The following is a 25,946-nucleotide window of genomic DNA, read 5'->3' on the forward strand; positions in this document are numbered from 1 at the left end:
GTTCGAGTTTCCTTTCAGTAATTTTATATGGCGACGTCAAAGGATTGAAATCCAGTTTTAGGACATACTAATGCGGACTGAATCAACTCGCGGTACTAAGCGCTCATGAGACTGGTATGCATATCTGACACGCACAGCCGGCATGAAAAAATGTTGCCGATTCCCGATGGCGATGTGCTAATACATGCAGGCGACCTGACCGGCAGTGGGAGTATCCCTAAAGGCTTCGAGGCTATCGAGTGGCTTGGGTCCCTTCCTCACAGCTACAAGCTTTTGATCGCCGGCAATCATGACTTTTGTTTCGAAGATTACGGGCCGTGGATGCGCGAGCAATGCGAGAACTGCGGCGTCATCTACCTGGAAGACGAGTCCACGGTGATCAATGGCGTCAAGTTTCATGGCAGTCCATGGACTCCATTCTTCCGGAACATGTCGTTTAATGCGCATCCGGATCTGATGGCCAAAAAGATGGCCCTTGTGCCAAATGACACCACTGTCTTGATTACCCATGGCCCGCCCTTGGGGATCTTCGACTGGATTCCTGATCTCGGTGAACGTGTCGGTAGTTTTGAACTTGCGAAGACTATCGATCGTCTGCCAAACCTTAAAGCCCACATCTTCGGTCACATCCACGAAGGATATGGGTTTGGAGTTCGCGAAAGCGATGGGATTAAGTTCGCGAACGCGTCAACGTGTACAGAAAGGTACAAGCCGACAAACCCACCGATCATCATCGACCTTGATGTGGAATTTTAAACCCCTGCTCGACAGCTCATCAGGAGGCTTGCCTGTCTGTGTTCTTGACACCATGTTTTGGCAGCTACGCCAGGTTTTGGTGACCTACGCCGCCAGTTTTGGCCGCGCACCTGTTCTCACTTAAACAAAAAGCGAACATTCTAGTCACGCCTTCCCTCCGCCTCCGAAAGCACCACTGCCAAATCCTCGGGCACCGGCATGGGTGCAAACGCGCTGACGTTTGCACGACCGGTGTTTCCGACCGGAACCCAAATTCGGGAAAAGACCAGGGCGGCAATGGTTCGGGTCAACTGCCCCAGCACCTCACGAACGTCTCTTGTTCGCCAACCCAGTCTGAGCATCCGTAAGTGGGTTGCAGCGTGCGCCAGAGCATATTTCTGGCTGAGGATATGGGCACGTTCCAGATGGGTGAAGGCTGTCTGGAAATCGCCTGCGCCTTCCGCCCTGCCTGTCGCCTCAAGCTCCGCAATATAGGATGGCTTCAGTTCACTGTGCATTGATGTTTACTCCCCGTAGATTGGCAACGGCAAGCCGATAATCGACCGCCTGCCCCCGAAAGGTTCAGCCTTTCAGTGCCAGTATGCGTTTGGCACCCATCAAGACGATGCCACCGACAATTCCGCCAATAATCAGATCTGGGTAGTTGGACCCGGTCCAGGCAACGAGCAGCCCCGCAAGTATTACCCCCAGGTTGATGACCACGTCGTTGGCTGAAAATATCCAGCTGGCTTTCATGTGAGCACCGCCTTCACGGTGTTTTGCGATCAGGAGCAGGCAACTGATATTCGCAATGAGAGCAACAGAGGCGACGGCCATCATCATTAACGACTGAGGATCACTGCCGAACAGAAAACGTCTGCTAACTTCAACCAATACCCCAGCGGCAAGGATAAGCTGGAGGATGCCTGCCACATGGGCCGCTCTGACCTGCATTTTGATGCCGTGCCCAACGGCGTAAAGTGCGAGACCGTAGACGGCGGCATCGGCAAGCATGTCTAGCGAGTCTGCAATCAGGCCAGCGGACTGGGCGATCAGGCCCATCGTCATCTCGACCAGAAACATCAGGCCGTTGATTGCCAGCAGTATCCATAAAGTGCCGGATTCTTCGCTTTCGTTGGCCTTAGAAGATTCAGCCGCTCTGACGGATTCAGCGCTGGCGTCTTCTGTCCGCTGCAAGGAAGCACCCAGGCCCAGGTTTTCCAGTTTGCTGGTAATAGGACCGGTTTCTCCATGGTGGATAATTTCCAATGTACGACCCGATAAATCGAATGACAGCGACTGAATGTTTTCAACGCCAGTCAGTGCCATTCGAATCATTCGCTCTTCCGAGGGACAATCCATTTTTGGTATTTTGTAGGTGCTTAGCTGGCTACCTGTTTCGGCGGTGGCGCGTCCCTGAAACTTGTCATCTACGACAGAGTCTTCACTACCACACTGCCCATTGCAGGGTTTGCTCATTTTCTCGGCTCCGGTTTTCGTACAAATGATGCAATTTAAAACCCTGTAGCCACTACAGGGTCAATAACTAATCTACACTAGTAGTCGTCAAAATCGGCGTTTGTCTGGATAAAGATCTACAATGATAAGTGCGATGGTGTGGACGTCTAATTTTATTTCGAGGGTAAACTTTATGATTTCATTTAAAGGACTTACAGCAACCGCTGCGTTGTTGGTTTTTCCTGCATTCGTGCTAGCGCATGGTGATCAAGGCTCATGGCAAGGGCATGGTCCTGGCATGATGATGGATCAGGAGCAAATGCAACAGATGCACCAGAACTGGTCTCACATGAACCAGCTGATGCAACGCATTCCTGATGAAGCTTCACCGCAAGAACGGCAACGATTGATGCGAGAACACAGGGAGGCGATGCAAGAGCAAATGGGTTTTATGCATCACGGTATGATGGGCCCCGGCATGATGCGTGGACAAAACGGCATGATGGGAGGTCAGCACATGATGAACGGCGGCGGTAAATCAAAGAATGGTGGTAGTCTGTCTAACGAGCAACAAATTCAGATGATGCAGGAGCGCATGGATCAAATGCAGCTGATGATGGAGCAAATGCTGCAATACCAGCAAAATCTAAAGGTAGAGTGATCGAGAAGCCTTCAAATACTTTTACTTAACAGACGCGTAGTAACTGGCGAGTTTGATAGGCTGAAGTTTGTGAAAACGGCGCAGTAGCTGGGTTTCGGTCTCAACGAAATCCCTGGCCTCTTACGGCTGGAAGATGGCGCTCTGGGCACCACTTCGAATGTTCGCTTTGCGACCGGAGCGGCCAAAGTGTGATGTCATCACCAGCTATCGTAGGGTTACGCGTCTTGGGAGCGACTCGGATACCCGAAAATCCCACTTTCATAGCAGTTCATCAATCCTGGTTTTAAAAGCTCAGGCTCATGAATAGAAAAGCGGCCACAAGGGCCGCTTGTCTTCTCCACGGCCATCGGGACCTCTCCCTGTACCGCGCTATCAAGTTATAGCGCCGTGTCTTCTTCGTCAAATACCTGCGGGGTGAATCAGCGAAGCTGAGAGGGGCTGGCGAAGCCCCTGATAACCGCAGCAACGCTAACCGGCAAGTCGGTATTTCCTGCCGTGAGTACGCTCCAGGATCGCTTGTTCCACGGTATCAAGGAACTCGGTAATCTGCTTCTTGGTATACTTGCGGTTTCCTGGAAGAAACTGCAACTCTGCGATTTTTCGCCTGTATTCATTGTTGCGGGTCATGGCACAAAGAACAGATACGTTCTCCGGGGAGCAGAAGCGATCAAAATTTCTCTCGAATTCGTCCAGTTCGGATACGCAATTCGCAATGTCGTCGAAGTGCCTTACCCATCTTTTCATATCAGACACTTTCGGCGAGGATCCCGCAACAGCGCTTTCGTGCCAAGACGTTAGGCTTTGCCCTAGCCTTTTCCGAAACTGAGCGAATCGGTGGTCATTGAAGATTACTGTATGGTGGAGTCGGCCAAAGTCCTGATTTATCCACTCGTGCTTTTCGTTGCCATCCTCATCCTTCTCAATGTATCCGACCTTGATTACCACCTGTCTCCGAGCAGTTTTCTCCATGTTTTTGATTTGCGAAATCACGTGATTGTTGAAATGTGCAGCTATTTTTACCCGATGACGCCACATGCTAGAAAGGCGATCCTGTTCCATATTGATCTGAGAAATAACGTGCCCCCCGAGCTGTCGATAATTCTCAAGTTTCCTGCTGTACATTATACGATCATAAGCCTCATTTGCGCGGTTGAGCTGAATCCTGAAGCTCTTATCTGCCCCAAAGTGATTCTTCGCACAGTCGCACCCGGCTATCACCTCCACACCATCACATCTCCTGAAAACCCATCCATGTCGATGCTTCTGGTGGCAGTGCTTCCCTTTTCGGCTCACCTGGCAAATCATATCGTCTTGGAATAGATAAACGCCGATGAAGGACTCGAACTGATCAATAGAAATCGAAGCATCCTCATCAAAATCAGGGCGCTCAAATATCTCGCTCGGGTGCTGAAAGACAATGATATCTTTGGATTTCTCAACGCTCACGGCAAAGTACCTCTCGGGTGGGAGTAGAAAGGACAGGTCGCAAACTTGATAATTTCTAGGCAGGGTAGTTTTGGTCGAATCTTAGGCGATTCGACAGAAATCAGACTGTGGGAGTGGAAAGGATGAAGATGAACCAATCAGTGGAACCTTCTCAGCCTAAGTACTGTACAAATAATACTGGGTTAATATACAGCTTTCAAGTTTTCCGGTTGAATTTTGATCAACAAATTCCTTCCGGTGGTTCTCTTACCTTCACCTAACCACCCAAGATTTGAAGAACACCATAGGTTACTGTTTTTAAAACTCTTAATCTCACAAGTAACCAGCTTTAGAAGACTTATTAGTATCCGCTAAAAAATGGACTATACGACTACAACCCACTTTTTCACTCACTCACCGCATTATGTAACCAGTTTTTTGGTAGAATATTGAAGTGCGGCTAAGCGACGCGCCATGAAGCTGTAACCGAAAAGCCCGAAAGTATCCACTTTCGGGCTTTTTTCGTTTTATAAGGGAGGTTGCCCGGATGAAAACGATTGGCCTGCTGGGCGGAATGAGCTGGGAGTCCAGCCAGACTTACTACCGCCTGCTGAACGAGGGAATCAAGAAACGCCTGGGTGGCCTACACTCAGCGCGCGTGATCCTCTACAGCGTGGATTTTGCCGAGATTGAGGCGTTGCAGCACCAGGGAGACTGGGAGTCTACCGCCAACATACTCGCCGAAGCCGCCCGATCGACCGAGGCCGCAGGTGCTGATTTCCTGTTGATCGGCACCAACACCATGCACAAGGTAGCGCCAGAGATCGCCGAGTCTATCAATATACCGCTCCTCCACATTGCCGACGCAACCGCCCAGGCGTTGCAAAATGATGGCGTTAACCGTGTCGGCCTGCTCGGCACCCGATTCACCATGGAGCAGGCGTTCTACCGCAGCCGCTTGGAGCAGGCGGGGATTGAAGTACTGGTTCCAAACGAGGCAGAACGCAATGACATTCACCGCATCATCTACGAGGAACTGTGCCAGGGGCAGGTTTTGTCCGGCTCCCGAGATAACTATTTAGCGACAGTCGACTCCTTGGCCCAACAAGGCGCCCAAGCGGTCATTCTTGGCTGCACCGAAATCGGATTACTGGTTCGACCATCGGACACCTCAGTGCCGCTGTACGACACCACCGAAATTCATGCCGACGCCGCGGTCAGGCTCGCTTTGGGTGAGATTTAACGGTAGAGGGTTCGCTTTCGAGCGCCCTCACCCGCGCTCTCACTCGTTCATAGTCATCGTCGCTGAACACCCCGTTCACTCCGGAAACGGAGGCCAGCTTCATGCCGTGTCTCAACCCCAGTTTGTAAATCTCGCGGACTTTTTCCCACTCGATGTTCCGGCCCAGAGTGAAATTCTCAAAACGCCCCTCGAGCGCGAGAACGATGGTTTCGGCCAGGCAGGCGTAGGCAATTCCCCGGGGCAGACCGATATCCTTCATGATGACGTCACCAGGTAGCTGAATTTCACCGGACTCTATCACCAGCACATCTGGCCGCTTGGCCACATCCGCAGCAGGAATATCCAGCGGCCGGGCGACATCGGTAATCACACAGCCCGGCTTCACCTTCATGATGTCCAGAATCCGTTTACCCGCGCCCGACGTGGCAGTGACAATCATATCCATGTCGGCCACATCCCGGTCGGCGGTACCCGCCACGTGCACCTGAGCCCCCGGCGTTTCCTGCTCAATGCTTTCCTTCAGGGCCAAGAGCTTGGCTGGCTCTGGTGCGGCCAGGTAGATTTCGTCCACCGCTTTCGCCAGTAATCGGGCACAAACCGAACCAATGGCACCCGTCGCACCCACTACCATCGCTTTCCCCGCCATTTTTCCGCTGGGACCGATGTGCACACGCCCAATCCGCTTCACGGCATCGTGGGCAGCCCAGAGCGCGCCGGAGGCGCTGTAACTATTACCCGTGGTAATCGGTAGTGGCGCCCGCTTGGCCACCGTAATGCCGGCATCCCCTACCACCTTGGTAAAGGCCCCCAAACCCATGATCTGGCCCCCAGTTTTTTTGCCAACTTGGCCGCCGCCAGTAACCGGGAATAAGTGAACTCCGGACCATGGGCCATGATCTCCCGGGGTGTGCCACCCACCGTTATTAACCAACCCTCAACCTCGTCGCCGGTGGGCGAGCGAATGCCGGAAACCTTTGAATAGATGAACGGCGGGGTGTAAGCCACTGCCTTCTCCACCAGATTCATCACCGCCGGCGGTGACATACTGGCGATCCAGTCCAGCGGAGGGGTTTTGGTCAGGTACTGCTGAGACAGGGGATGAATCACGAAGGCGAACCGGTTTACCCGGCGATAGCCGAGCGGATACAGGATCCGGGGTTTGATTCCAAGGGTCTCAATCACCCCCAGGTAATCGTCCGGTTTCAATTGCCCGGGGCTGCGGGAAAGCACCGCACTGATCATGGCTTCCATTACGTTCATACCCACTGGCCGATCATCCAGCCAGGGACTGTAATCCACCACCATTGCCACCCGCCGGGAGCGCATCCAGTCCAATCCCGACTCGGTCACCCGTGAGGTAATAATGGTTTTTCCATCCAGCAACTTCTGACTGAAATCGGCCAGGTCGGACATGCTGCCCACAATCACATGGGAATTTTCGACAGCATGATTCAGTGAGCCTTTGACCACCCCCTCACCAAGCCGGTACAGAGGCTGCGCCGCAGGTTCGTCAGGGTCGCAACGGCGGCTGGCCGGAACAGCAGGGGCGCAGTCAAACTGGTATAGGTCTCGAGCTGGCCAAGGCTGGTGAGTAATCGGGGCACACCAAGATCAATGAAAGGGTCGGCAAACATCAGGTTCTCAGTATGCTCCGAGACCGCCTTGGCGATGCGATAGCCGGCCTGCCCGTTCAGGAACAGCACCCGTGCATTATCAAAAAAATGGCTGAGTTCTGACTGCGTGTGTCGAATGGCCCATTCCTGCAGTATTCCCCTCAGCCCGGCGCCGGTGGTAACGGGCTTGTCCGGCACGCAGGCTTCCAAGCGCTCGGTGTCCGGGTGTCGGAGCCGCTCCTTTCCGACCTGATAGTGGTCATGCACCATGCTCAGCCCGATAGCATCGGCCTGATCCCGGACCGATTCGAGCAGCGACTCGGCACGTTCCAGATCGCCGTCAGCTCCGAGCCGAACGATACGAAAATTCTGGCCCAGGAATTCAGTTTCCGTCTCATAATCGAACTCCGAAGAGCCCTGGCTGATACTCACCACTGTTTTCATGGTCTGGACCGATCCTCATTTTCCAAGGTTGATACTTTCAGAGTAAGTCAGGCTGGCTCTTTGTGCTTTAGCGCAGATCAAATTTCAGTCATCCGCTAACCGTCTACACTAGTCAGGAACACACACGGAATCCTTCAGCCCTGAACCGCTACGGAGGCATTACCAATGAGTATTCAGGATGAACTCTCAGCCACTACCCAAAAACTTATTCAGCCCGGACAGGGAATTCTGGCCGCCGATGAAAGCCACCCAACCATTGCCAAACGGTTTGCCTCAGTCGGCGTCGATTCCACCGAGGAAAAACGCCGGGAATACCGCAGCCTGATCCTGTCGGCGCCAGGCCTGGGCGAATTCATCAGTGGCGTAATCCTGTTCGAAGAGACGCTCAACCAGCAAAGTCTGGACAACCTGCCGATCCCGAAAATGTTGGAAGCTCAGGGCATTGTTCCGGGGATCAAGGTCGACAAAGGCAAACAGCCGTTGACCAATGCGCCGGGTGATGAAATCACCGTAGGCCTGGATGGTCTCGAAGACCGGCTGGAGATCTATAAGAACGCCGGTGCCAGGTTTGCGAAGTGGCGCAACGTGTTCCACATATCGGATACCCTGCCCTCGCGTCAGGCTGTCGAAGCCAACGCCGAGGTCCTGGCCCGCTACGCCGCGATCTGTCAGTCCATCGGCATCGTGCCTATTGTTGAGCCCGAAGTGTTGATCGATGGCGACCATAGTCTGGCGCGGAGCGCTGAGGTCAGTGAAGTGGTTCTGCGGGAGGTGTTTAATGCGCTGGCCCGGCATCGGGTGCAGTTCGAGTACATGATCCTGAAGCCGAGCATGGTCACTCCCGGCAAGGACAGCCCCAAGGCCAGCCCTGAGGAAGTGGCCGAAGCAACCGTTTCAATATTCCGACGGGTGGTGCCTGCAGCGGTCCCCGGCATCAATTTCCTGTCAGGCGGCCAGACTCCTGAGGAGGCGACCCTGAATCTCAACGCCATCAACAGCCTGGGCACCCAGCCTTGGGAATTGAGTTTCTCCTATGGCCGCGCCCTGCAGGAACCTGCCCAGAAGGCCTGGGCCGGTGAGCTGGACAACGGCCCTGCAGCTCAGGAAGCCATACTGAAGCGGGCACGGCTCAATGGAGCGGCCCGCTCAGGTAGCTACAGCCCCGACATGGAACACTAAATTCAGTCGCAGCCCTGAGTGCAGTCTGCGTCACCATTGAAAACCATGGTGCGTCCACTCAGGGGAACATGAACCGGCACCTTCACCAGGTCCCGGAACTGTGCGGTACGGGTGCCTTCCCTCACTTTGCCACCGTCAGTGGCCGGCTCATTGGCATGGGAGGCAATGACGGCCTTTGGCTCTACCAGCTCGTTGATGACATAAGCCGCTTCTTTCGGGCCGGTGGTGTAGGTGTCACCAATGTTCATCACCACCAGTTCGGCGCCGTAGTGATCTTTCACCACCAACTCCTGCTCGGCAGTAATGCCGGTATCGCCGGAAAGATACACCACCAGGCCATTAGAGAAGGTCAGGACATAACCAGTGGGCGGGCCAACGCTCGCCCCAACACCTGCTGCCTTGAGATATTCCGCCAGCGGTCCGGTCAGGAAACTGGGCGACACACCATTGCTGTGGACCGCTGGCACAGTGGTAATGGCCACGCCACCCAACTCCTGCTCTGCGCCGAAGCGTACCAGCATGGAATTGCTGGCATCACCTCCCTCTGCACTGAGTTTGGCTGCAAAAAATGCCGGCATCTCACTACCCGTTAAAATCTTGGCCTGCTTTTTCACAGCGATGTCTATGGTATTGGATTGCGGCAAAGTCGACACCGATGTGTCGGGAGCGGCACAGGTGCCAGAATTGGTCTTGGCGATGCGGGCGTCACCAACGTGATCACCGTGCATGTGCGACACGAGAATGACATCTATATCCCCAAGCCGGGGATCATCCGGCCCGGCCACGGTGCGACCGGCATCGTAAAGAATCCGGGTGCCGTTGGGGTCCTCGAACACCAGGGCCCGGTCGCGACTACAGAACTCTCCGTCGTGGCTGCCCAGCGGCGTCACCTTTACATCGCCCTCAGCCGCACCCGCTCCGGCGACCAGCCCAATTGTCAGGCACACACTGCCAGCCATTGTGCCGAGCGCTCGCCGAGATAATCGATCAAACATGGTTCATTCCTCCCTGGTGGATTGTTCTTCTACAACCACAACAGTTACGAGCATCAGTCCGCTTCGTACCAGTGTAGTTGGCAATCAGGGAGGAAAAACGATCGAAGGGAGATCAAAGAGTAATCAGGCGGCTCGAATTCCGGAGCTGACTGAGCTATTCGAAACAGCGCCCTGTTCCAGGCACGCCATCATCGGAGCAACTTCCCGAATCTTTCTGGCCTGGGGCCAGATTGCCTCAGCCTCGGCGAAGCCTGCCGGAGGAAATTCATCCATTGTTTAATGCGCCCGGTCACGTAGCGGTCTTCCAGCCAACCTTGCAGCACTTCGGCGTACTCCCGAACCAGAGCGACTGCTTCAGGCCAGGTCATGTCGGGAATCTCTTCACCACGCTGGCTGGCTTTGATTTTGCGGGCCAGATCAGGCCGGGCGATCAGCCTCTGCCGATCATGACATCATCACAGCCGGACACCTCACGACAACGCCAGTAATCATCGACGGTCCAGATCTCGCCATTGGCAATCACCGGGGTTGCCACTGCATTACGCACTTTCGAAATCTCTTCCCAGTAAGCCGGCGGCTTGTAGCCATCAACTTTGCTCCGGGCGTGAATTACGATTTCGGCCGCCCCGGCTGCCTCCAGCGCCTGGCCGCAAGCGACGCCCATGGAACGGTCGTCGTAGCCCAGCCGCATCTTGGCAGTCACCGGAATAGCGTCTGGCACAGCGCGGCGCACGGCCGCGGCAATTTCGTACATTAGCTCGGGTTCCCGCATCAGTACGCAGCCGCCTTTGTGCTTGTTGACGGTTTTGGCGGGACAACCAAAGTTGATGTCGACTTGGGTCGCGCCCAGTTCCACAGCCCGGGCGCCGTGCAACCCCATCTGCTTGGGGTCAGAACCCAGCAACTGCAACGCCACTGGCGTACCAACCCGGGTCAGCGACTGGTTGTAAAGTTCCGGTGCGTACTTGTAGAAAACACGGGGAGCAGCATGCCGTGAGTCACGCGAACAAACTCGGTAACGCACCGGTCTATGCCGCCAACTTTGGTCAGCGTTTCACGGATGGGTGCATCTACCAGCCCCTCCATAGGGGCGAGGATTACTCGCATGTCGGCTCCGGACGTGGGTAAAGATTGAGCGGGCCGGCATTGTAGTCAGTTTTGAGGACAGAATGAAGCGTGGCAAACCAAGCTAAGGCCCTTACTGGGACATCGCGTAATTGACGCAGTAATCCGCCAGCACCTTACTTTGTTGTTGCCATTGTTCAGACCAGGACGCCATCCAACGAACCATCACACAACTCCCTTTCCAGTGTGGATACCCGAAGAATAGTCAATGCGCAGCCGCTGTGGGAAATAAAGGAAAGAAAAACTAACGGTAGGTATTAGCTATCAAAGCCGCTCGATGCCCGCGAACTTGCCCTGACCATCGAACAGGATTCGGAAGGATCCGCGCACACCATCGCGCAGGTAAAAACGGGAGAGAATACGGGCCGGGAAACGGACAGAACGTCCGTCCCGGGCCGTGGTGTGAACGTCGGTGGCAACGCCCTGATAGAGCTTGATCCACTCGTCAGCTGATGCTGATGTCCACAATAATCTGCTGCATACGGCTTAGTTAGCCAGTTCCAGCAACAGACGGTTCAGGCGGGTGACATAAGCGCCCGGATCTTCCAGCTGCTCACCACTGGCCAGTGTTGCCTGGTCCAGCAGTACCGCTGACAGTTCACCAAAGCGCTCCTCGCCCTTTTCGTTTTCCAGGCGCTGAACCAGGGGGTGATCCACGTTGATTTCGAAGATCGGCTTGCTGTCCGGCACTTTCTGGCCAGCCGCTTCCATGATCTTCTTCATCTGGGCACCCATGTCGAAGTCGCCTACAACCAGGCACGCCGGGGAGTCGGTCAGGCGGTTGGTCACACGAACTTCCTGCACGCGGTCGCTCAGCGCGGTCTTGATGCGCTCTAACAGATCCTTGTGCTCCTCGGCAGCCTCTTCCTTGTGCTTCTTGTCTTCTTCGGTCTCTACTTCGCCGAGGTCCAGATCACCACGAGCGACGTCCTGGAACTGCTTACCGTCGTACTCGTTCAGGTAGCCCATCATCCACTCATCGATGCGATCCGACAGAATCAACACCTCGATGCCCTTCTTGCGGAAGACTTCCAGATGCGGGCTGCTCTTGGCGGCCATGAAGTTGTCGGCGGTGATGTAGTAGATCTTCTTCTGACCGTCCTTCATCCGGCCGATGTAATCGTCCAGCGATACTGACTGGGCACATTCACCGGTGTGGGTGGTGGCAAAGCGCAGCAGGCCGGCAATCTTTTCACGGTTGCTGAAGTCTTCCGCCGGGCCTTCTTTCAGCACGGTACCGAACTCACCCCAGAACTTCTGGTACTGCTCTGGGTCCTTCTTGGCCAGTTTGGACAGCATGTCCAATACCCGCTTGGTCAGCGCGGTACGGATGCTTTCCACGGTGCTGTCGTTCTGAAGAATCTCACGAGACACGTTCAGGGACAGATCGTTGGAATCAATCACACCCTTGGCAAAGCGCAGGTACAGCGGCAGGAACTGCTCGGCGTCGTCCATGATGAAGACACGCTGAACGTACAGCTTCAGGCCACGCGGCGCTTCGCGGTTGTACAGGTCAAACGGGGCACGGGCCGGGATGTACAGCAGGCTGGTGTAGTCCAGCTTGCCTTCCACCTTGTTGTGAGACCAGGTCAGCGGGTCCTCGAAATCGTGCGCGATGTGCTTGTAGAACTCTTTGTACTCTTCGTCTTTGATCTCAGTACGCGGCAGTGTCCACAGCGCAGTGGCATCGTTGACGGTTTCGTCTTTGCCCTTCTCTTCTTCGTCTTCCGACTCGGACTTCATGACGACCGGGAACGAGATGTGGTCAGAGTATTTCTTGACCAGGTTACGAAGACGGAAGCCATCGGCAAATTCGCTGGCGTCTTTCTTCAGGTGGATAACAATCTCGGTACCACGGTTCTCGCGGCTCACCTGCTCAATGGAGAACTCGCCGTCGCCCTTGGATTCCCAATGCACGCCCTCTTCGGCTGGTGCACCGGCACGGCGGGTAAAGACGTCTACCTTGTCGGCGACGATAAAGGCCGAATAGAAGCCCACACCAAACTGACCGATCAGTTTGCTGTCCTTCTTCTCGTCACCAGACAGCTGCTTCAGGAACTCCGCGGTGCCTGAACGGGCAATGGTACCCAGGTTCTCGATCACGTCTTCACGGCTCATGCCGATACCGTTATCGGCCAGCGTGATGGTGTTCGCCTCTTTGTCGTAGTCGAGACGGATCTTCAGTTCCGGATCGTTTTCGTACAGACCATCGTCTTTCAGTGCCGCGAAACGTAGCTTGTCTTCGGCGTCTGAAGCGTTTGAAATCAGCTCACGAAGGAAGATTTCCTTGTTGGAATAGAGGGAGTGGATCATCAGGTGAAGCAGCTGCTTCACTTCGGTCTGAAAACCCAGGGTCTCTTTTTGCGACTCAACCGTCATGGCTTATGTGTCTCCTACATTCAACGTTTGGTGAGGACTCGGGTACGCACCCGTGTCGTCCGACTACGGTGTTAACTTGCAGACAAAAGTGGGGGCACGCCGGGGCATTTCAAGCCCCGGTATCGGAGGGAAATCAGTCTTCGAGGAGAAAGTGCGCCCGAGCCGTGGCAATGGGCTGAGCACGGGATTTCTGCCAGGCGGTGACCATCACATTGGCAACCCGATTACCCTGCCGGGTGAGCCGGCATTCGGCGTAAGTTTCGCGGTCAAGGCCTGCCCGCAGGTAATCCAGAGAGAAGTCGACAATGCGCGGCATCCGCATGCTGTCCTGGGACATCATCAGGTAGATCGCGGCAGAGAGCTCCATGAAGCCACCAATGACACCGCCGTGAATGGCGGGCAAAATGGGATTACCCAGATTTTCCTCTTGCTTGGGCAGGCGAAAAATTAGATCGTCACCGAACTGATCGCACTCCAGGCCAATGAAGGTGGCGTAAGGGATGCTCTCCAGCAAACGGGTGAAATCCCCGGTTTCACGGGTGTGACGATAGATCTCCGGATCGGTCATTGGGCACCTCCGGTAATCAGGTCACGGTAATGCTTTGGCGTGGCTTCCTGGCCAATGCGCATGAACGTGCCGACGCAGTTGGCTATGGTCTCAATACCATTTTGTTCACCACCGTCCTGCTCGTCGCACTTCTGGTAGGCCTCACACCGGGTGAAAATGATGTTGCGGGTAACCTTGTAGGTTTCGGCGCGGGCATAAACCGGTTTGTGGGGTGCTGCCGGGCGCATGTAATCCACCCGCAAATCCAGTGTTGGACACAGTTCGAACTCGTCCAGAGCACACAGGATCACCGAGCCCGAGGTAGTGTCCATCAGAGTTGTAATGGCACCGCCGTGGATAACGCCGGTATCCGGGTTACCAATAATACGATCGCTGTACGGCAGACACAGCGTGAGGCTGCCTTCGCTGGCCTGAATTACCGACAGGCCAAGTTCCTTTGCCTGTTTGAGGGTGTCGATAAACCGGGTGACCCGGTCTAGTCGGATGTCGTCATTCATTCAAAGCAAACCTGTGGATCAAGAATTTAATTGGGTGTTTTCTCGGCTTTGGCTGGCACTTCCTCTTCAAACACCTTCCCCGAGCGCAAGGCGCCCAGCGCGTTCGAGCAGAACTCCCGCCGATACAGAACCACCACCACGAGTGTGGACCCGGCAATAAAAACCAACGGGTGAATAAACCAACCGACAACGGCCATCGCGTAATAGTACGACCTCAAGCCCAGGTTAAAGGCGTCACCCGCCAGGTTGCAGACTTTGCCTGCACTGCGGGCGAAGGCCTCGCGCGCAGCGGGGCTTGTCTTGGTATCGTCCGGTGGCGGCGCACTGCCCACCATTACCGACACGAAGTTATACATCCGCATGGACCAGGTGAACTTAAAGAAGGCGTAGATAAATACCACCAGCAACAGCACCATCCGAAGCTCCCAGATTTCACGGCTGGGCAAGGTGCCAAATGGCAGGGTGCTGAATACCTCCATCACTTCCTGAGTGTAACCGAGGGCGGTAATGATACCGGCCAGGATCAGAAGGCAACTGGATGCAAAGAAAGCCCCGTTGCGCTCCAGGTTGCCAACCACCGAGCGTCGGCAATGCGGTTTTCGCGCCTGAGCATGACCCGCATCCAGTCTTCCCGGTACATGTCCAGCGTATTGGACAAACAGGGTCTGTCCCCTGCCCGTCGACGCGAGTACACGGTATAGCCCAGCCAACAGGTCAGAAACCAGAGCAAAGCTATTACTTCCAGAATATTACTCATCGGCGGCCTTTGGTGATAAATACGGAATCAAATGTCGCTGGAACAGGCACTTATAATACGCTAAGGCCATCTGGTCACCACAACGATGGGGGATTTTCAGGCGGCCAAAGCCGTGTAATCATGTAAGCAGAAGTGTAGGACAGAATGGGCGGCAAATGCCCCGGCCTGTTCGCCTGAGAGCCATTCAAAAAGGGAGTTTCGTGTGAATCAGTACCTCTTGCAACGCTGCATCGCCCCGGTGGTCGTGGCTCTGTCACTGGCCGGCTGCTCGGTCAATCCAGTTACTGGCGAAAGTCAGCTGTCGCTAATCCCGGAAAACCAGGAACTGTCCATGGGCGCGGAGCAATACACGCCCACGCAGCAGACCCAGGGTGGCCAGTTCTACCTGGATCCGGAACTCACGCTTTATGTTCGCGAGGTTGGCCAGAAGCTGGCCGAGGTCAGCGACCGCCCGGATTTGCCTTACGAGTTCGTGGTGCTTAACAGCAGTACACCCAATGCCTGGGCGCTGCCCGGTGGCAAGATCGCCATCAACCGTGGCCTGCTCACCAAGTTTGACGACGAAGCACAGCTGGCCTCTGTGCTCGGTCATGAAATTGTCCATGCCGCTGCCCGCCACAGTGTTCAGCGCATGCAGCAAGGCATGTTGATCAGCGCTGGTGTTGCCGGCCTGGGCTTTGCCCTGTCGGACAATGAGTGGGCGGGTGTGCTGATGGGCGGTGCTGCAATAGGCGCCCAACTTGCACTGGCGCAGTACAGCCAGTCGGATGAGCTTGAGTCCGACTACTACGGCATCCTGTATATGAAAAAGGCGGGCTATGACCCCACCGCCGCGGTTGAACTGCAGCAGCTGTTTCTGGAGCTGTCAGAAGGCCGGGACAGCAGCTTTATTCAGGGCATGTTTGCCACTCACCCACCGTCAGCAAAACGGGTTCAGCGAAATCGGGAGCTGGTCGACGAGATAGGAGCTGGCGGCTATCGGGGCGAGGATGTTTACAAGCGCAAACTGGCAACCCTCCGCAAGCTCCAGCCTGCCTATGACGCCCACGACGAGGCCCGAAAGCTGGCCTCGGAAGACAACATGGACGCCGCCCTGAAGAAGATCAACGAGGCCATTCGCCTGGCACCGGACGAGGCCATGTTCTATACCCTGCGCGGCCGCATCTACAAGGAGCAGGAGAAGCTGCAACAAGCCTCAGACGATTTCGACAAGGCTGTGTCGCTGTACCCGGAAATGTTCGTGTACAGGATCTATAACGGTCTGAATGCGTTGGAATTGAAAAACCTTGATAAGGCCCGTACTAACCTTGAGCGCGCCAACCAGGTGGTACCCACCTCTATCGCTTACCTGCGCCTGGGCGACATCGCCGCGCGGCAGAACCGCCGGGACGAGGCCATCGCCTACTACACCAAAGTAGCCGAAGCAGGCGGTGACATCGCCAAGGAAGCCCAGCAGAAACTCCAGGCGCTCAGAAACTAAGCCCCGAATTGAGCGAAAAGAGCCGACGGAGCCCCTCCGCCGGCTCTTTTTTTATGGTTTCTCCGTTAGTTGGCCGCACTGACGCATATTACTTGTCATCACCACATTGACTTTTAGAGCAATAACTCTAAAAATCAGATTACATAAACAACAAGTGGATTGCAGCAATGCTGGCGAAACGTATCCAACCGATGGTATCCCAGGCTCGGCGCCTGTATGTGGAACTGATGTTCCAGGTAATGGGACGGGCCCTTCAGGCCGTGAGTGAAGTCGACGATGCAGTAAAAAAAGAGACCCAGGCCCTGCCGGCCGGTTTCCTTTTCGAAATGATGGTGATGCCGGACGGACCGCGTCTGATTGTGGAGCATACCGGTCTGGGACGCCTTCATTACCACGGCGACTCTGCGCCCCGCCCAGTCGATCTGTCTATCCAGTTCAAGCACATCACCCACGCCTTTCTGGTTCTGTCGTTTCAGGAGAAGACAGCGGTAGCCTTTGCCAATGACCGCATGCTGGTGGACGGCGACATCAGCTACGCCGTGCGCATGACTCGTGTTCTGAACCGGCTAGAATCGTTCATTTTGCCCAAACTGATTGCCGAACGAGCGGTCAAGGAATACCCCAGCAATCTGCACCTGCCGCAAAAGCTGGTCAGCGCAGTGCGGATCTACCTGAAAGTTGCCACTAATTTTGTTGAGACGGTGAGAGCGTAATGACCCAAAAATATTATGAGTTCTTTTGCCCGGTCAAAGTCATTGCCGGCAAATCAGCTTGAGCACATTCCCTACGAGCTCACGGGGCTGGCCGCAAAGCGACCAATGATCGTGACCGACAAGGGCGTTCGGGCAGCAGGCTTGCTGGATCCGGTCATCGCCGCCTGTGAAGAGAGTGGCCTGGAGATTGTCACCATTTACGATGACGTGCCGCCGGATTCCTCCACTACCGTCGTTCGGGACATCGCCGGTATCTATCGCCAGGAAAAGTGCGACTCGATCATTGCCGTAGGCGGTGGCTCTGCCATCGATACCGGCAAGGCCGTAAACATCCTGGTATCTGAGGGTGGCGATGATATCGCCAAGTACAGCGGTGCCGGTGTTATCAAGCACCCGCTGAAGCCGTTCTTTGTGGTGCCGACCACCGCGGGCACGGGGTCTGAGGTGACTTCCGTTGCCGTTATCACCGACGAAGCCAAGGGCGTGAAACTGCCGTTCACCTCGTCGTTCTTGCTGCCCAATGCGGCCATCATTGATCCGCGCATGACGCTGACGCTGCCCCCGCACATCACCGCCGCAACCGCCATGGACGCCATGACCCACTCGGTTGAGGCGTTTACCTGCATGGCCAAGAATCCACTTAGCGATGCCTATGCCACCGCAGCGGTGAAGAAAGTCAGTCAGTCGTTGCTGACCGTCATGGACAATCCAAAGGACGTGGAAGGCCGGCTCGAACTTGCTCAGGCGTCCACCATGGCCGGCATTGCCTTCTCCAACTCCATGGTGGGTCTGGTGCATGCCCTGGGCCACGCTACCGGCGCTATCTGCCACCTGCCCCACGGCCTGTGCATGAGTCTTTACCTGCCGTACGTGCTCGAGTACAACCTCGAAACCATCCGCGAACCACTGGGCGACCTACTGCTGTCACTCGAGTCCAGAGGTGTTTTCGGCAACGCCAGCCGCCCGCCGGGCCGAAGCCAGCATCTCGGCGCTACGCAAGCTTCGGGACCAACTGCACAAGCGCTGCCAGTTGCCCCGCACGCTTAAGGAAACCGGCAAAGTGACCGAAGACCAGCTTGACCAGATTGCAGAGATGGCCCTGGACGACGGCGCCATCATGTTCAACCCAAAAGAAGTTTCCCTGGAGGACGCCCGAGCAGTTTTGCAACGGGCCTGGGCCTAATCTCCTTCCGCCAGGGGCCTTATCTGGCCCCTGGCCCCTATCATTGAAGTTTCCAAGCAAAAACGTGAAACTGATCCCTACACTGGCAGGACGGCCGGACACTTTTCACCAACAAGGGTCCAGCACAATGATAAAAAATCGGTCGGACCGACTGGCCTATTTACTACAGCTGGTTATTACCTTCGTGTGGGTCTTGGCCCTCAGCTTTAACATCAGCGCGGCCTCACACCAGAAAACTTTCCACTTCAACGTTTCTCCCAACGGCTATCCACCCTACCTGATTGTTGAGCAGGAACAGCCTTCCGGAATTATTTGGGATGTCGTCTCACTGATTGGTCAGCGACTAAACTATAACGTCGTACCCAAAAAAATACCCAGAAAGCGCGTCGACGAGATGTTGCTGGACGGGGTGATAGACGGAACCTCACGAGCCCGTGAGTGGACCGAAAACCCCAACCGTTTCCTGTTCACCGATTCGGTGGTACCCATTGAAGAGGTTTTCTTCGTGCCTAGGGAATCGAAGCTGGAATACCGGTCCCCCCAAGATCTTTACTCGAAGACCGTGGTGACCCACCTGGCTATCACTACCCGGAACTTCAGGTTCACTTTGATGCCGAAAACATCCACCGTTTCGATGTTCCGAGGGATCAGGACATGTTTACTTTTGTCCTTCACGGAGACCGCTTTGACGCAGCTGTCGCCGACCGGCTGGTAGGCCAGTGGATACTTAAAAAACAAGGGCTTCAGGACCAATTCCGCAGCACTCGCCGGGGTATCAGTCAGCTTGATTTTCGGATCATGCTGCGGAAAGACTCGAAAGAGTTTGTTGATGCCTTCAATGCAGAGTTAAAGAGCATTCGCGAGAACGGCGAACTGGACGCCATTCTCGCGAAGTATCGTTAGCCGCCCTGCCCGGTCACTCCAACCGACGAAGCAACAGCATCGGCGACACATTCAGCACCGGGCGCAATTGCCAACGGCCAAAGAACGCCAGCACCAGGGCGCTGATCAGCGGCACCGGCAAAACAACCTGCCAGTGCCAGCTGAATGAGCCTTCAAACATCCGGAACTGCAGCGCCCAGACCGCCACTTCCGCCGCCGCGACACCCAGCACCCCGGCGAAGCCGCCGAGCAGGGCGAATTCCAGCATAGTGCTGCGTACCAGCAACGACTGCCTCCCACCCAGGGTCCGTAGCAAGGCGCCTTCTCTCTGGCGGTCATGAAGGGTGGCACTCACCACTGCCGCCATCACCACCAGTGCCGCAGCCAGAATCAGCGCCAGTATGGCTTCAATGGCCTGAGTAACCTGGCGGACGATCTGCTGGATTCGCTCAATGATGTGATCAATCTCCAGCACCGAGATGGTCGGGAACTTCCGAGAAAATGCATTCAACGCCGTCTTCTCATCCGAGGGCAAATAGAAACTCGTGATCCAGGTGGCCGGCATATCGGTCAGGCCGCCATCGGGAGGAAACGCCATATAAAAATTGGGTTTCATGCTGTCCCACTGCACGGTACGAATGCTGGTCACCGGTTCCGTCACCTTTTCCGAGCCGATGGTAAACGTCAGCCGGTCGCCCAGCACCAGACCCAGACGCTCCGCCAACTCGGCTTCAACGGAAACCCCTTCAACGGCATCCTGGCCAAACCACTGGCCCTGCACGATCTCATTGTCCTCGGGCAATGCCGACATCCAGGTCAGGTTCAACTCACGGTTCAGGGCACCAACTCGCTCATCCTTGCTGACGGCTTCCTTGACCGGCTCGCCATTCAGCTCCGTCAATCGACCTCGCACCATCGGGTACAACTGATTCAGCGGCTGCCCACGCTCCTGCCAGAAGGCATCAACCTCTTCCACCGTATCCGGCGCGATGTTGATCAGGAAATGATTGGGAGCGTTTTCCGGCAGTTGCGCCTGCCAGTCATTCAACAACGATGTACGCACCAGCACCAGAGTTGCGGCCAGCATCAGGGTCATGGCAAAAACAGCCATCTGCGACAGGCTCGCACGACGGTGACGGTACAAGCCGACAAGTGCCAGGCGCCATGCGTTGCCACCGCCCCTTACTTTGCGCAACAGGGCAACCAACAACCATCCCAGCAGCCCAAGTGCGCCCAATAGCAACCCGAGACCTGCCAGCAGCGACACCACCAGGCTAATCTCGCCGGCATAGAGCCAGACCAGGCCAAAGACCGCAAGAATGGCAATAGCAGCATCGACTAAGGCGCCCCGTCCCGTTTCACCGGGCTGGCTTCGAAGCACCCGCATGGCCGGCACATCCCGCAGCCTGCGAATGGGCGGATAGGCAAATGCAAACAGGGATACCAATGCAGTCAACAACGCCGGGATCAGCGCCTGCGGTGCCAAGTGAAATTCAACCGGTCGCTCCAATACTTCACCCAGCAATCGGGTGAGTAGCCAGAACAACGGCAGGGCTACGAGCAAACCGCCGACCACGCCAGTTATGCCCCACAGCACCAATCGGCGCAGATAGAGTCGGCCAATACCCCGGCTCCGCACACCCAGGGTTTTCAGTAGCGCCACGGTGTCCCGCTGCGCCAGCGCGTATTGTCGGCTGGCCACGGCCACCGCAACGGCGGCCAACAAAACCGCAAGGCTGCCACCCAGTAGCAGGAAACGCTCAGCCCGCTCCAGGGAGTTAGAGAAGGTCTCGCCATCGCGAACGCCCTCCCACTCGTGGCTGGGTTCCAGACGCGGCTCCAGCCATTGGTAATAGTCTTCAATGACCGTGTCATCGCCGGCAAACAGGTACACGTACTCAACGCGGCTACCTTCCTGAATCACACCGGTCGAAGTCACATCATCGACGTGCATCATTACCCTGGGAGCCAGCGCCGACAACCGAAACCCGCCATCCGGTTCCCGTACCAGCAACGACGACACTTTTAAATTTCGGTTACCCACTTCAAGGGAATCGCCGATTTCCAGCTCCAACAGGCGCAGCAATCTCGGATTGATCCAAACCTCGCCCGGTGGCGGCCCCGAACGCACCAGATCTCTTGGCTGGTCCGGCGCACCCTGGGTCTCGATCTGGCCTCGCAGGGGGTATTCATCGCTGACGGCTTTTACCGAAACCAGCTGGAATCCCCCGGAGCCAAAGACCATGGTGGAGAACTCCACCATGCGACCGGTCTCAAGCCCACGGGACTGCGCCTCGGTGAGCCAGTCAGGCGGTATTTCCCGGCCGTTTTCCGCTTCCAGCTGACGATCTGCCGCCAAAAACGAACTTGCCGACGACACCAGGGTGCGTTGCAATTGCGCGGCGAAGAGCGCGATGGTGGCGACCGTGGCCACGGCGATGATGAGTGCTACCAGTACCACCCGTACGTCACGTTCGCGCCAGTCCCGGCGCACTGACATTAGTTTCCGTGCAGCGGCCATCAGTGGGTCAACTCCTCAGCCGCCGCCGGTTCAGTCAATACCCCAGCCTCGATGTGAACTGGCGGCCACAGCGCGCCGCGAGTTGCTCATCGTGAGTAACCATAACCAGCGTGGTGCCCTGCTCCCGGTTCAGCTCCATCAACAGATCCGACACCGATTGCCCGGTGCGGTTGTCCAGGTTGCCGGTGGGTTCATCAGCGAACAGGATGGCAGGATCCGAGGCGAACGCCCGCGCGATGGCAACTCGCTGCTGTTCTCCCCCAGACAGTTGCCGAGGGCTGTGTTGAGTCGCTCGCCTAACCCCACACGCTCCAGCAGCTCACGGGCCCGGTCTTCGGCCGCTTCAGAGCCGGCCAGCTCCAGCGGTAGCATGACGTTCTCCAGCGCAGACAGCGCCGGAAGCAGCTGGAACGATTGGAAGACAAACCCGACCCGATGGGCACGAAGCTTGGCGCGCTCGTCTTCCGACAGCTGGCTGATCATGGCACCATCCAGTTCAACGGTGCCGTCGCTGGGCGTATCCAGCCCCGCCAGCAGCCCCAACAAAGTGGTTTTCCCGGAGCCGGAGCGACCAACGATCGCCACCGACTCGCCGCGATTGATTTCCAGACTGACCCCCTGCAAGATCGTTAACGTATCGGTTTCCAGGCGAACCCGGTGCGTCAGGTTGTCGACCCGCAACATCGGTGCTGCACGGTCGGCTTTAACATTGGTCATCTGGTTCACGGACACTCCCGATTCTGGGTTCAATTCAACGGATTTAGGGTACTCGATTTGTTTATGCATACGGCACGGCTGTGGGTCAGATCAATCCTTTTCATTGCACTGGCCTGGATGATGGCGCCAGTGGCACTGGCCAATCAAAACACACTTCTGATAGTAGGCGACAGCTCAGTGCGGCCTACGGTGTTCCGTCGGACCGGGCATGGGTTCAGCTGCTGCAGGAACGCCTCAACAATAATGGCCTGAGCCAGTGGAACGTCGTCAATGCCAGCATCAGCGGTGAAACCACCGACGGTGGCGCGCGGCGCCTACCCGGCCTGCTGGCCGACAACAGCCCGGATGTTGTGGTTATTGAGCTTGGCGGCAACGACGGCCTGCGCGGTTTTCCGCCGAACGTCATTGAGTCCAACCTGGCCCAGATGATCACTCAGGTGCAGGATGCAGGTGCCCGGGCCATCCTGATCGGTATGCAGATCCCGCCGAACTACGGCCAACGCTACACTCAGATGTTCGCCGATATCTTTCCGAAACTGTCGGACCGCTACAACACCGCGCTGGTTCCCTTCTTTTTGCAGGGGGTATACGACCAGGAGGGCATGATGCAGGACGATGGCATTCACCCAAGTACCGAAGCTCAGCCAAAACTGCTGGAGAATGTATGGCCGGTGCTCAAACCGGCCCTGAACTAAGCTTCCGCTGATCGACTAAGAGCAGATATTGCGGAGGAACGCGATGGCACGGCGTTCCGACCAGTAATAGCCGTCCCGGGCGTGCTCAACAAAGCCGACATGCCCACCCCAGCGTGGCGCCTCCACGTGCACATGGGCACCGAGAAGATTCCGTGATTCTGGGAAGCAGCTGCTGGAAAGGAACGGGTCGTCAGCGGCGTTGACCATCAACGCCGGCACCCGGATGTCCCGGAGCCGCCCAAGTGCGGACGCCTGCGCCCAATAGTCCACCGCACTGCGGAAGCCATGCAGTGGCGCGGTGTAGCGATCGTCAAACTGATGGAAATTGCGAATAGACTCGAAGCCGGACACGTCGATCAAATCCGGGAACCTTTGCGCTTTTTCGCGCATTTTCCAATGAAGATCCTTCAAGAAACGCTGCATGTAGATGCGCCGCGTTGGCCGGGAAAGCACCTCGCGCTGCCCGCCAAATCGCACGGCACTGAATAGGTAACAGCACCGCAAATCCGGCTGTCTATCCGCTCTCCCTGCTCGCCCAGGTAAAGCAAGGTCAGGTTGCCCCCCATACTGAAGCCGGACAGAAATAGCTTGTCGTAGGCCTTGCCCAGGCCATGGTGAATAACACGCTCGAGATCAGACGTTGCCCCACTGTGGTAAAAGCGGGGCTGCCGGTTCATTACACCGCCGCACGATCGATAATTCCAGGCAAGCACATCCCAGCCCGCACTCAAAAGGGCTCGGGTGATGCCCAGCACGTAGGGCCGCCGGCTATGCCCTTCCAGGCCATGGGAGACAATAGCTAGGCGATCACTACCCTGGCGATACCAATCCAGGTGAAGTTCATCGTCATCGTCGGTGGGCAGAATCTCTGCCTGGGGCGAAATCATATCGACTTTGCGAAACAGCGTCGGCCAGACCGACTGAATGTGGCCGTTACGCAACCAAGGTGGTGGGTGATACTGCAGGCGGTCCGGCTTTACATGCGCGGGCAAAGGTTGGGGGGCGGATTCGAAAGCAGTCATAACGACACCTCCCTGTCACTACGCACTACTGAACACTGGCTTTCGTACAATTTTTAACCTTTTAATTCAGGGGGTTGACCCGGCCCATCAAAGCACTTAATATGCGCGCCACTCTGATGCTGTTCCCCGATAGCTCAGTTGGTAGAGCAACGGACTGTTAATCCGTTTGTCGCTGGTTCGAGCCCAGCTCGGGGAGCCACTTTTTCCGGAATGCCGCTACTTCATACGAAGCAGCGGCATTTTTTGTTTCAGGCCTCACAAAACCTGTTCGCGCTGCATGAATTCGGTTAACACCCTAAACAGAGTATAGCCATCCTCAGTGCCGATGAGCTCCCGAATCGAATGCATACCGAATTGCGGCACACCAATGTCCAGCGTGGTGACACCCAGATTACCCGCCGTAATTGGTCCAATCGTGCTGCCACAGCCCATGTCACTGCGCACCACAAACGACTGATGCGGCAAACCCAGTTCATCGCTGATGTGACGATAGACCGCGGCTGACCGGCTGTTGGTCGCATAACGCTGGTTGTGATTGATCTTGATCACCGGCCCCTGATTCAGCAACGGACCGTGGTTTTCATCGTGTCGGTCCATGTAATTGGGGTGAATGCCGTGAGCATTGTCCGCGGAAATCATCATGGAACGGGCAATAGCGCGGGCCCTGCCGGCACCACACCAGCGATCCAGAACCGACGACAGGAACGGCCCTTGGGCGCCCTCAGCAGACATGCTGCCTACTTCCTCATGGTCATTGCAGACCAGAAGCGCGGCTTCGTCTCTGGAGGCGGTCAGCAGCGACTGCAGGCCGATGTAGCAGCTGAGCAGGTTATCGAGCCGGGCGGAGGCGATGAATTCATCACGCAGGCCGACAAACGAGGCTTCGCGGGCGTCGTAAAAGCTCAGCTCGTACCCCAGCACCTTGCGCACCTTCAATCCGGACTCGGTCGCAATCTGCTGGCGCAGCAGGTCGGCAAAGCTGGTGGAGTCACCTTCTGGCACCTGCATCAGCACCGGCGGCAGATCAGTCTGTGGGTTTACGGTGCGGTTGCTGTTCGCTTCACGATCGAGGTGGATTGCCAGGCTGGGAATGAACGCTACCGGCTTGCGGAAGTTGATCAAGCTGTCCCGAACCTCGCCCGCTTCATCAAGCACGGTAACTCGACCGGCCAGGGACAGATCGCGATCAAACCAGGGATTCAGCAGCACGCCGCCATATACCTCGACACCAAGCTGAAAGAATCCTTTGCGACGAACTTCCGGGTTCGGTTTCACCTTCAGACAGGGACTGTCGGTGTGCGCGCCGACCATTCGAATCCCGGAGGTGGTTACATCCCGCTGGCCGGTCCGAAAGGCAACAATGGACGAGCCGTTGCGAATGACGTAATAGCCCTGCGCTGAGGCCAGCGACCAATCGTCCTTTTCGTCGAGCTCGACAAAGCCAGCGGCGTCCAGTCGGTCTTTCATCGTCGACACGGCATGCCAGGGTGTTGGCGATGAATCCAGAAACTTCAGCAAATCTTTGTTAAATTCAGCGTGTTCCATGATGTCCCTGATTGAATGATAATTGCCACAACAGTATGGCATGAAGCATGATGCCTCATACTGGCTGCACGGACATTCCTTATGCCCTAATCACACTCACCCGTCGCAA

At 56.2% G+C, this 25,946-nt stretch carries 21 protein-coding genes, 1 tRNA gene and 6 pseudogenes; 10 read left to right on the forward strand and 18 right to left on the reverse strand.

The annotated features are described in order from the left end of the window. Nucleotides 1–105: 105 nt before the first annotated feature. On the forward strand, nucleotides 106–756 hold the full coding sequence (locus AU14_RS03190) for a metallophosphatase domain-containing protein (RefSeq protein ID WP_041338867.1): 651 nt from the start codon (nucleotides 106–108) through the stop codon (nucleotides 754–756). Between the two features lie 140 nt (nucleotides 757–896). Here the strand turns inward: AU14_RS03190 and AU14_RS03195 are convergent, their stop codons facing one another. Continuing rightward, on the reverse strand, nucleotides 897–1,253 hold the full coding sequence (locus AU14_RS03195; protein ID WP_014420763.1) for a DUF3703 domain-containing protein: 357 nt from the start codon (nucleotides 1,251–1,253) through the stop codon (nucleotides 897–899). Between the two features lie 64 nt (nucleotides 1,254–1,317). Next, nucleotides 1,318–2,214 carry a cation transporter gene (locus AU14_RS03200; RefSeq protein WP_014420764.1) on the reverse strand — a complete coding sequence of 299 codons (897 nt, stop codon included), beginning with the start codon at nucleotides 2,212–2,214 and terminating at the stop codon, nucleotides 1,318–1,320. A gap of 172 nt (nucleotides 2,215–2,386) precedes the next feature. Here AU14_RS03200 and AU14_RS03205 point away from each other — a divergent pair, with 172 nt between their 5' ends. Further along, nucleotides 2,387–2,854, forward strand: coding sequence for a hypothetical protein (locus AU14_RS03205; RefSeq protein ID WP_041343552.1), 468 nt, complete (start codon nucleotides 2,387–2,389; stop codon nucleotides 2,852–2,854). A gap of 468 nt (nucleotides 2,855–3,322) precedes the next feature. Here the strand turns inward: AU14_RS03205 and AU14_RS03210 are convergent, their stop codons facing one another. Further along, complete coding sequence (locus tag AU14_RS03210; protein ID WP_041338873.1) at nucleotides 3,323–4,300, reverse strand: hypothetical protein; 978 nt, start codon at nucleotides 4,298–4,300, stop codon at nucleotides 3,323–3,325. A gap of 526 nt (nucleotides 4,301–4,826) precedes the next feature. Here AU14_RS03210 and AU14_RS03215 point away from each other — a divergent pair. Further along, on the forward strand, nucleotides 4,827–5,522 hold the full coding sequence (locus tag AU14_RS03215) for an aspartate/glutamate racemase family protein (RefSeq protein WP_041338876.1): 696 nt from the start codon (nucleotides 4,827–4,829) through the stop codon (nucleotides 5,520–5,522). On the opposite strand, the gene AU14_RS20445 is transcribed toward AU14_RS03215, so the two are convergent. The 3 genes from AU14_RS20445 to AU14_RS20455 are packed head-to-tail and all read right to left on the reverse strand — an operon-like array spanning nucleotide 5,497 to nucleotide 7,579. Next, the gene (locus tag AU14_RS20445; protein ID WP_236744345.1) at nucleotides 5,497–6,339 is read right to left on the reverse strand and encodes a hypothetical protein; all 843 of its coding nucleotides are present in this window, start codon (nucleotides 6,337–6,339) and stop codon (nucleotides 5,497–5,499) included. The two genes, AU14_RS03215 and AU14_RS20445, sit on opposite strands and share 26 nt — an antisense overlap. Continuing rightward, nucleotides 6,309–6,992 (reverse strand): hypothetical protein, encoded by a 684-nt coding sequence (locus AU14_RS20450; RefSeq protein WP_236744346.1) that lies wholly within the window; start codon nucleotides 6,990–6,992, stop codon nucleotides 6,309–6,311. Before AU14_RS20450 ends, AU14_RS20445 begins: the two co-directional genes overlap by 31 nt. Further along, nucleotides 6,974–7,579 (reverse strand): hypothetical protein, encoded by a 606-nt coding sequence (locus AU14_RS20455; protein ID WP_041338879.1) that lies wholly within the window; start codon nucleotides 7,577–7,579, stop codon nucleotides 6,974–6,976. Before AU14_RS20455 ends, AU14_RS20450 begins: the two co-directional genes overlap by 19 nt. A 165-nt stretch (nucleotides 7,580–7,744) precedes the next feature. On the opposite strand from AU14_RS20455, the gene AU14_RS03230 reads away from it, so the two are divergent. Further along, on the forward strand, nucleotides 7,745–8,758 hold the full coding sequence (locus tag AU14_RS03230; RefSeq protein WP_041338882.1) for a class I fructose-bisphosphate aldolase: 1,014 nt from the start codon (nucleotides 7,745–7,747) through the stop codon (nucleotides 8,756–8,758). A gap of 2 nt (nucleotides 8,759–8,760) precedes the next feature. Here the strand turns inward: AU14_RS03230 and AU14_RS03235 are convergent, their stop codons facing one another. The 7 genes and pseudogenes from AU14_RS03235 to AU14_RS03265 all read right to left on the reverse strand — a co-directional run bounded on the left by AU14_RS03235 (nucleotide 8,761) and on the right by AU14_RS03265 (nucleotide 15,016). After that, a complete protein-coding gene (locus AU14_RS03235) occupies nucleotides 8,761–9,753 on the reverse strand; it encodes an MBL fold metallo-hydrolase (protein WP_052471949.1) in 993 nt (330 codons plus the stop codon). 123 nt (nucleotides 9,754–9,876) lie between these two features. Then, a pseudogene (locus AU14_RS03240) lies at nucleotides 9,877–10,860 on the reverse strand (tRNA dihydrouridine synthase). A gap of 282 nt (nucleotides 10,861–11,142) precedes the next feature. Next, nucleotides 11,143–11,359 (reverse strand): annotated as a pseudogene (locus AU14_RS03245) (DUF2835 domain-containing protein). 5 nt (nucleotides 11,360–11,364) lie between these two features. Then, on the reverse strand, nucleotides 11,365–13,257 hold the full coding sequence (gene htpG, locus AU14_RS03250; RefSeq protein WP_041338887.1) for a molecular chaperone HtpG: 1,893 nt from the start codon (nucleotides 13,255–13,257) through the stop codon (nucleotides 11,365–11,367). Nucleotides 13,258–13,390: 133 nt separating this feature from the next. Next, nucleotides 13,391–13,825, reverse strand: a complete 435-nt coding sequence (locus tag AU14_RS03255; RefSeq protein ID WP_041338890.1) for a PaaI family thioesterase — start codon at nucleotides 13,823–13,825, stop codon at nucleotides 13,391–13,393. Then, entirely contained in the window at nucleotides 13,822–14,322 is a 501-nt protein-coding gene (locus AU14_RS03260) for a PaaI family thioesterase (RefSeq protein WP_041338893.1), read from the reverse strand. Before AU14_RS03260 ends, AU14_RS03255 begins: the two co-directional genes overlap by 4 nt. A 26-nt stretch (nucleotides 14,323–14,348) precedes the next feature. Then, nucleotides 14,349–15,016 (reverse strand): annotated as a pseudogene (locus AU14_RS03265) (DUF599 domain-containing protein). 265 nt (nucleotides 15,017–15,281) lie between these two features. Here AU14_RS03265 and AU14_RS03270 point away from each other — a divergent pair. The 4 genes and pseudogenes from AU14_RS03270 (at nucleotide 15,282) to AU14_RS22580 (ending at nucleotide 19,358) form a co-directional block, all read left to right on the forward strand. Next, entirely contained in the window at nucleotides 15,282–16,559 is a 1,278-nt protein-coding gene (locus AU14_RS03270; RefSeq protein ID WP_041338896.1) for a M48 family metalloprotease, read from the forward strand. A 167-nt stretch (nucleotides 16,560–16,726) separates the two neighbouring features. Beyond that, nucleotides 16,727–17,272 (forward strand): hypothetical protein, encoded by a 546-nt coding sequence (locus tag AU14_RS03275; protein ID WP_041338899.1) that lies wholly within the window; start codon nucleotides 16,727–16,729, stop codon nucleotides 17,270–17,272. Further along, a pseudogene (locus tag AU14_RS03280) lies at nucleotides 17,272–18,455 on the forward strand (iron-containing alcohol dehydrogenase). The gene AU14_RS03275 and the pseudogene AU14_RS03280 overlap by 1 nt, the downstream one beginning before the upstream one ends. A 654-nt stretch (nucleotides 18,456–19,109) precedes the next feature. Beyond that, nucleotides 19,110–19,358 (forward strand): substrate-binding periplasmic protein, encoded by a 249-nt coding sequence (locus AU14_RS22580; protein ID WP_269079095.1) that lies wholly within the window; start codon nucleotides 19,110–19,112, stop codon nucleotides 19,356–19,358. Between the two features lie 13 nt (nucleotides 19,359–19,371). On the opposite strand, the gene AU14_RS03290 is transcribed toward AU14_RS22580, so the two are convergent. Both AU14_RS03290 and AU14_RS03295 read right to left on the reverse strand, forming a co-directional pair. Beyond that, entirely contained in the window at nucleotides 19,372–21,858 is a 2,487-nt protein-coding gene (locus AU14_RS03290) for an ABC transporter permease (RefSeq protein WP_041338902.1), read from the reverse strand. Beyond that, nucleotides 21,858–22,575: pseudogene (locus tag AU14_RS03295) on the reverse strand (ABC transporter ATP-binding protein). Before AU14_RS03295 ends, AU14_RS03290 begins: the two are co-directional and overlap by 1 nt. 63 nt (nucleotides 22,576–22,638) lie before the next feature. Between AU14_RS03295 and AU14_RS03300 the strand changes: the two are divergent. Then, nucleotides 22,639–23,270: pseudogene (locus AU14_RS03300) on the forward strand (arylesterase). Nucleotides 23,271–23,285: 15 nt separating this feature from the next. On the opposite strand, the gene AU14_RS23145 reads toward AU14_RS03300, so the two are convergent. Continuing rightward, nucleotides 23,286–23,693, reverse strand: a complete 408-nt coding sequence (locus AU14_RS23145) for an alpha/beta fold hydrolase family protein (protein ID WP_330217950.1) — start codon at nucleotides 23,691–23,693, stop codon at nucleotides 23,286–23,288. Then, entirely contained in the window at nucleotides 23,678–24,292 is a 615-nt protein-coding gene (locus tag AU14_RS23150; RefSeq protein WP_330217951.1) for a YheT family hydrolase, read from the reverse strand. The genes AU14_RS23145 and AU14_RS23150 overlap by 16 nt, the downstream gene beginning before the upstream one ends. Nucleotides 24,293–24,415: 123 nt before the next feature. Here AU14_RS23150 and AU14_RS03310 point away from each other — a divergent pair. Beyond that, nucleotides 24,416–24,491 (forward strand) — tRNA-Asn (locus AU14_RS03310). A gap of 56 nt (nucleotides 24,492–24,547) precedes the next feature. Here the strand turns inward: AU14_RS03310 and AU14_RS03315 are convergent. Continuing rightward, complete coding sequence (locus AU14_RS03315) at nucleotides 24,548–25,837, reverse strand: M18 family aminopeptidase (protein WP_041343555.1); 1,290 nt, start codon at nucleotides 25,835–25,837, stop codon at nucleotides 24,548–24,550. Between the last annotated feature and the right edge of the window lie 109 nt (nucleotides 25,838–25,946).

The sequence above is a fragment of the Marinobacter similis genome (genome assembly GCF_000830985.1).
Taxonomy (GTDB): domain Bacteria; phylum Pseudomonadota; class Gammaproteobacteria; order Pseudomonadales; family Oleiphilaceae; genus Marinobacter; species Marinobacter similis.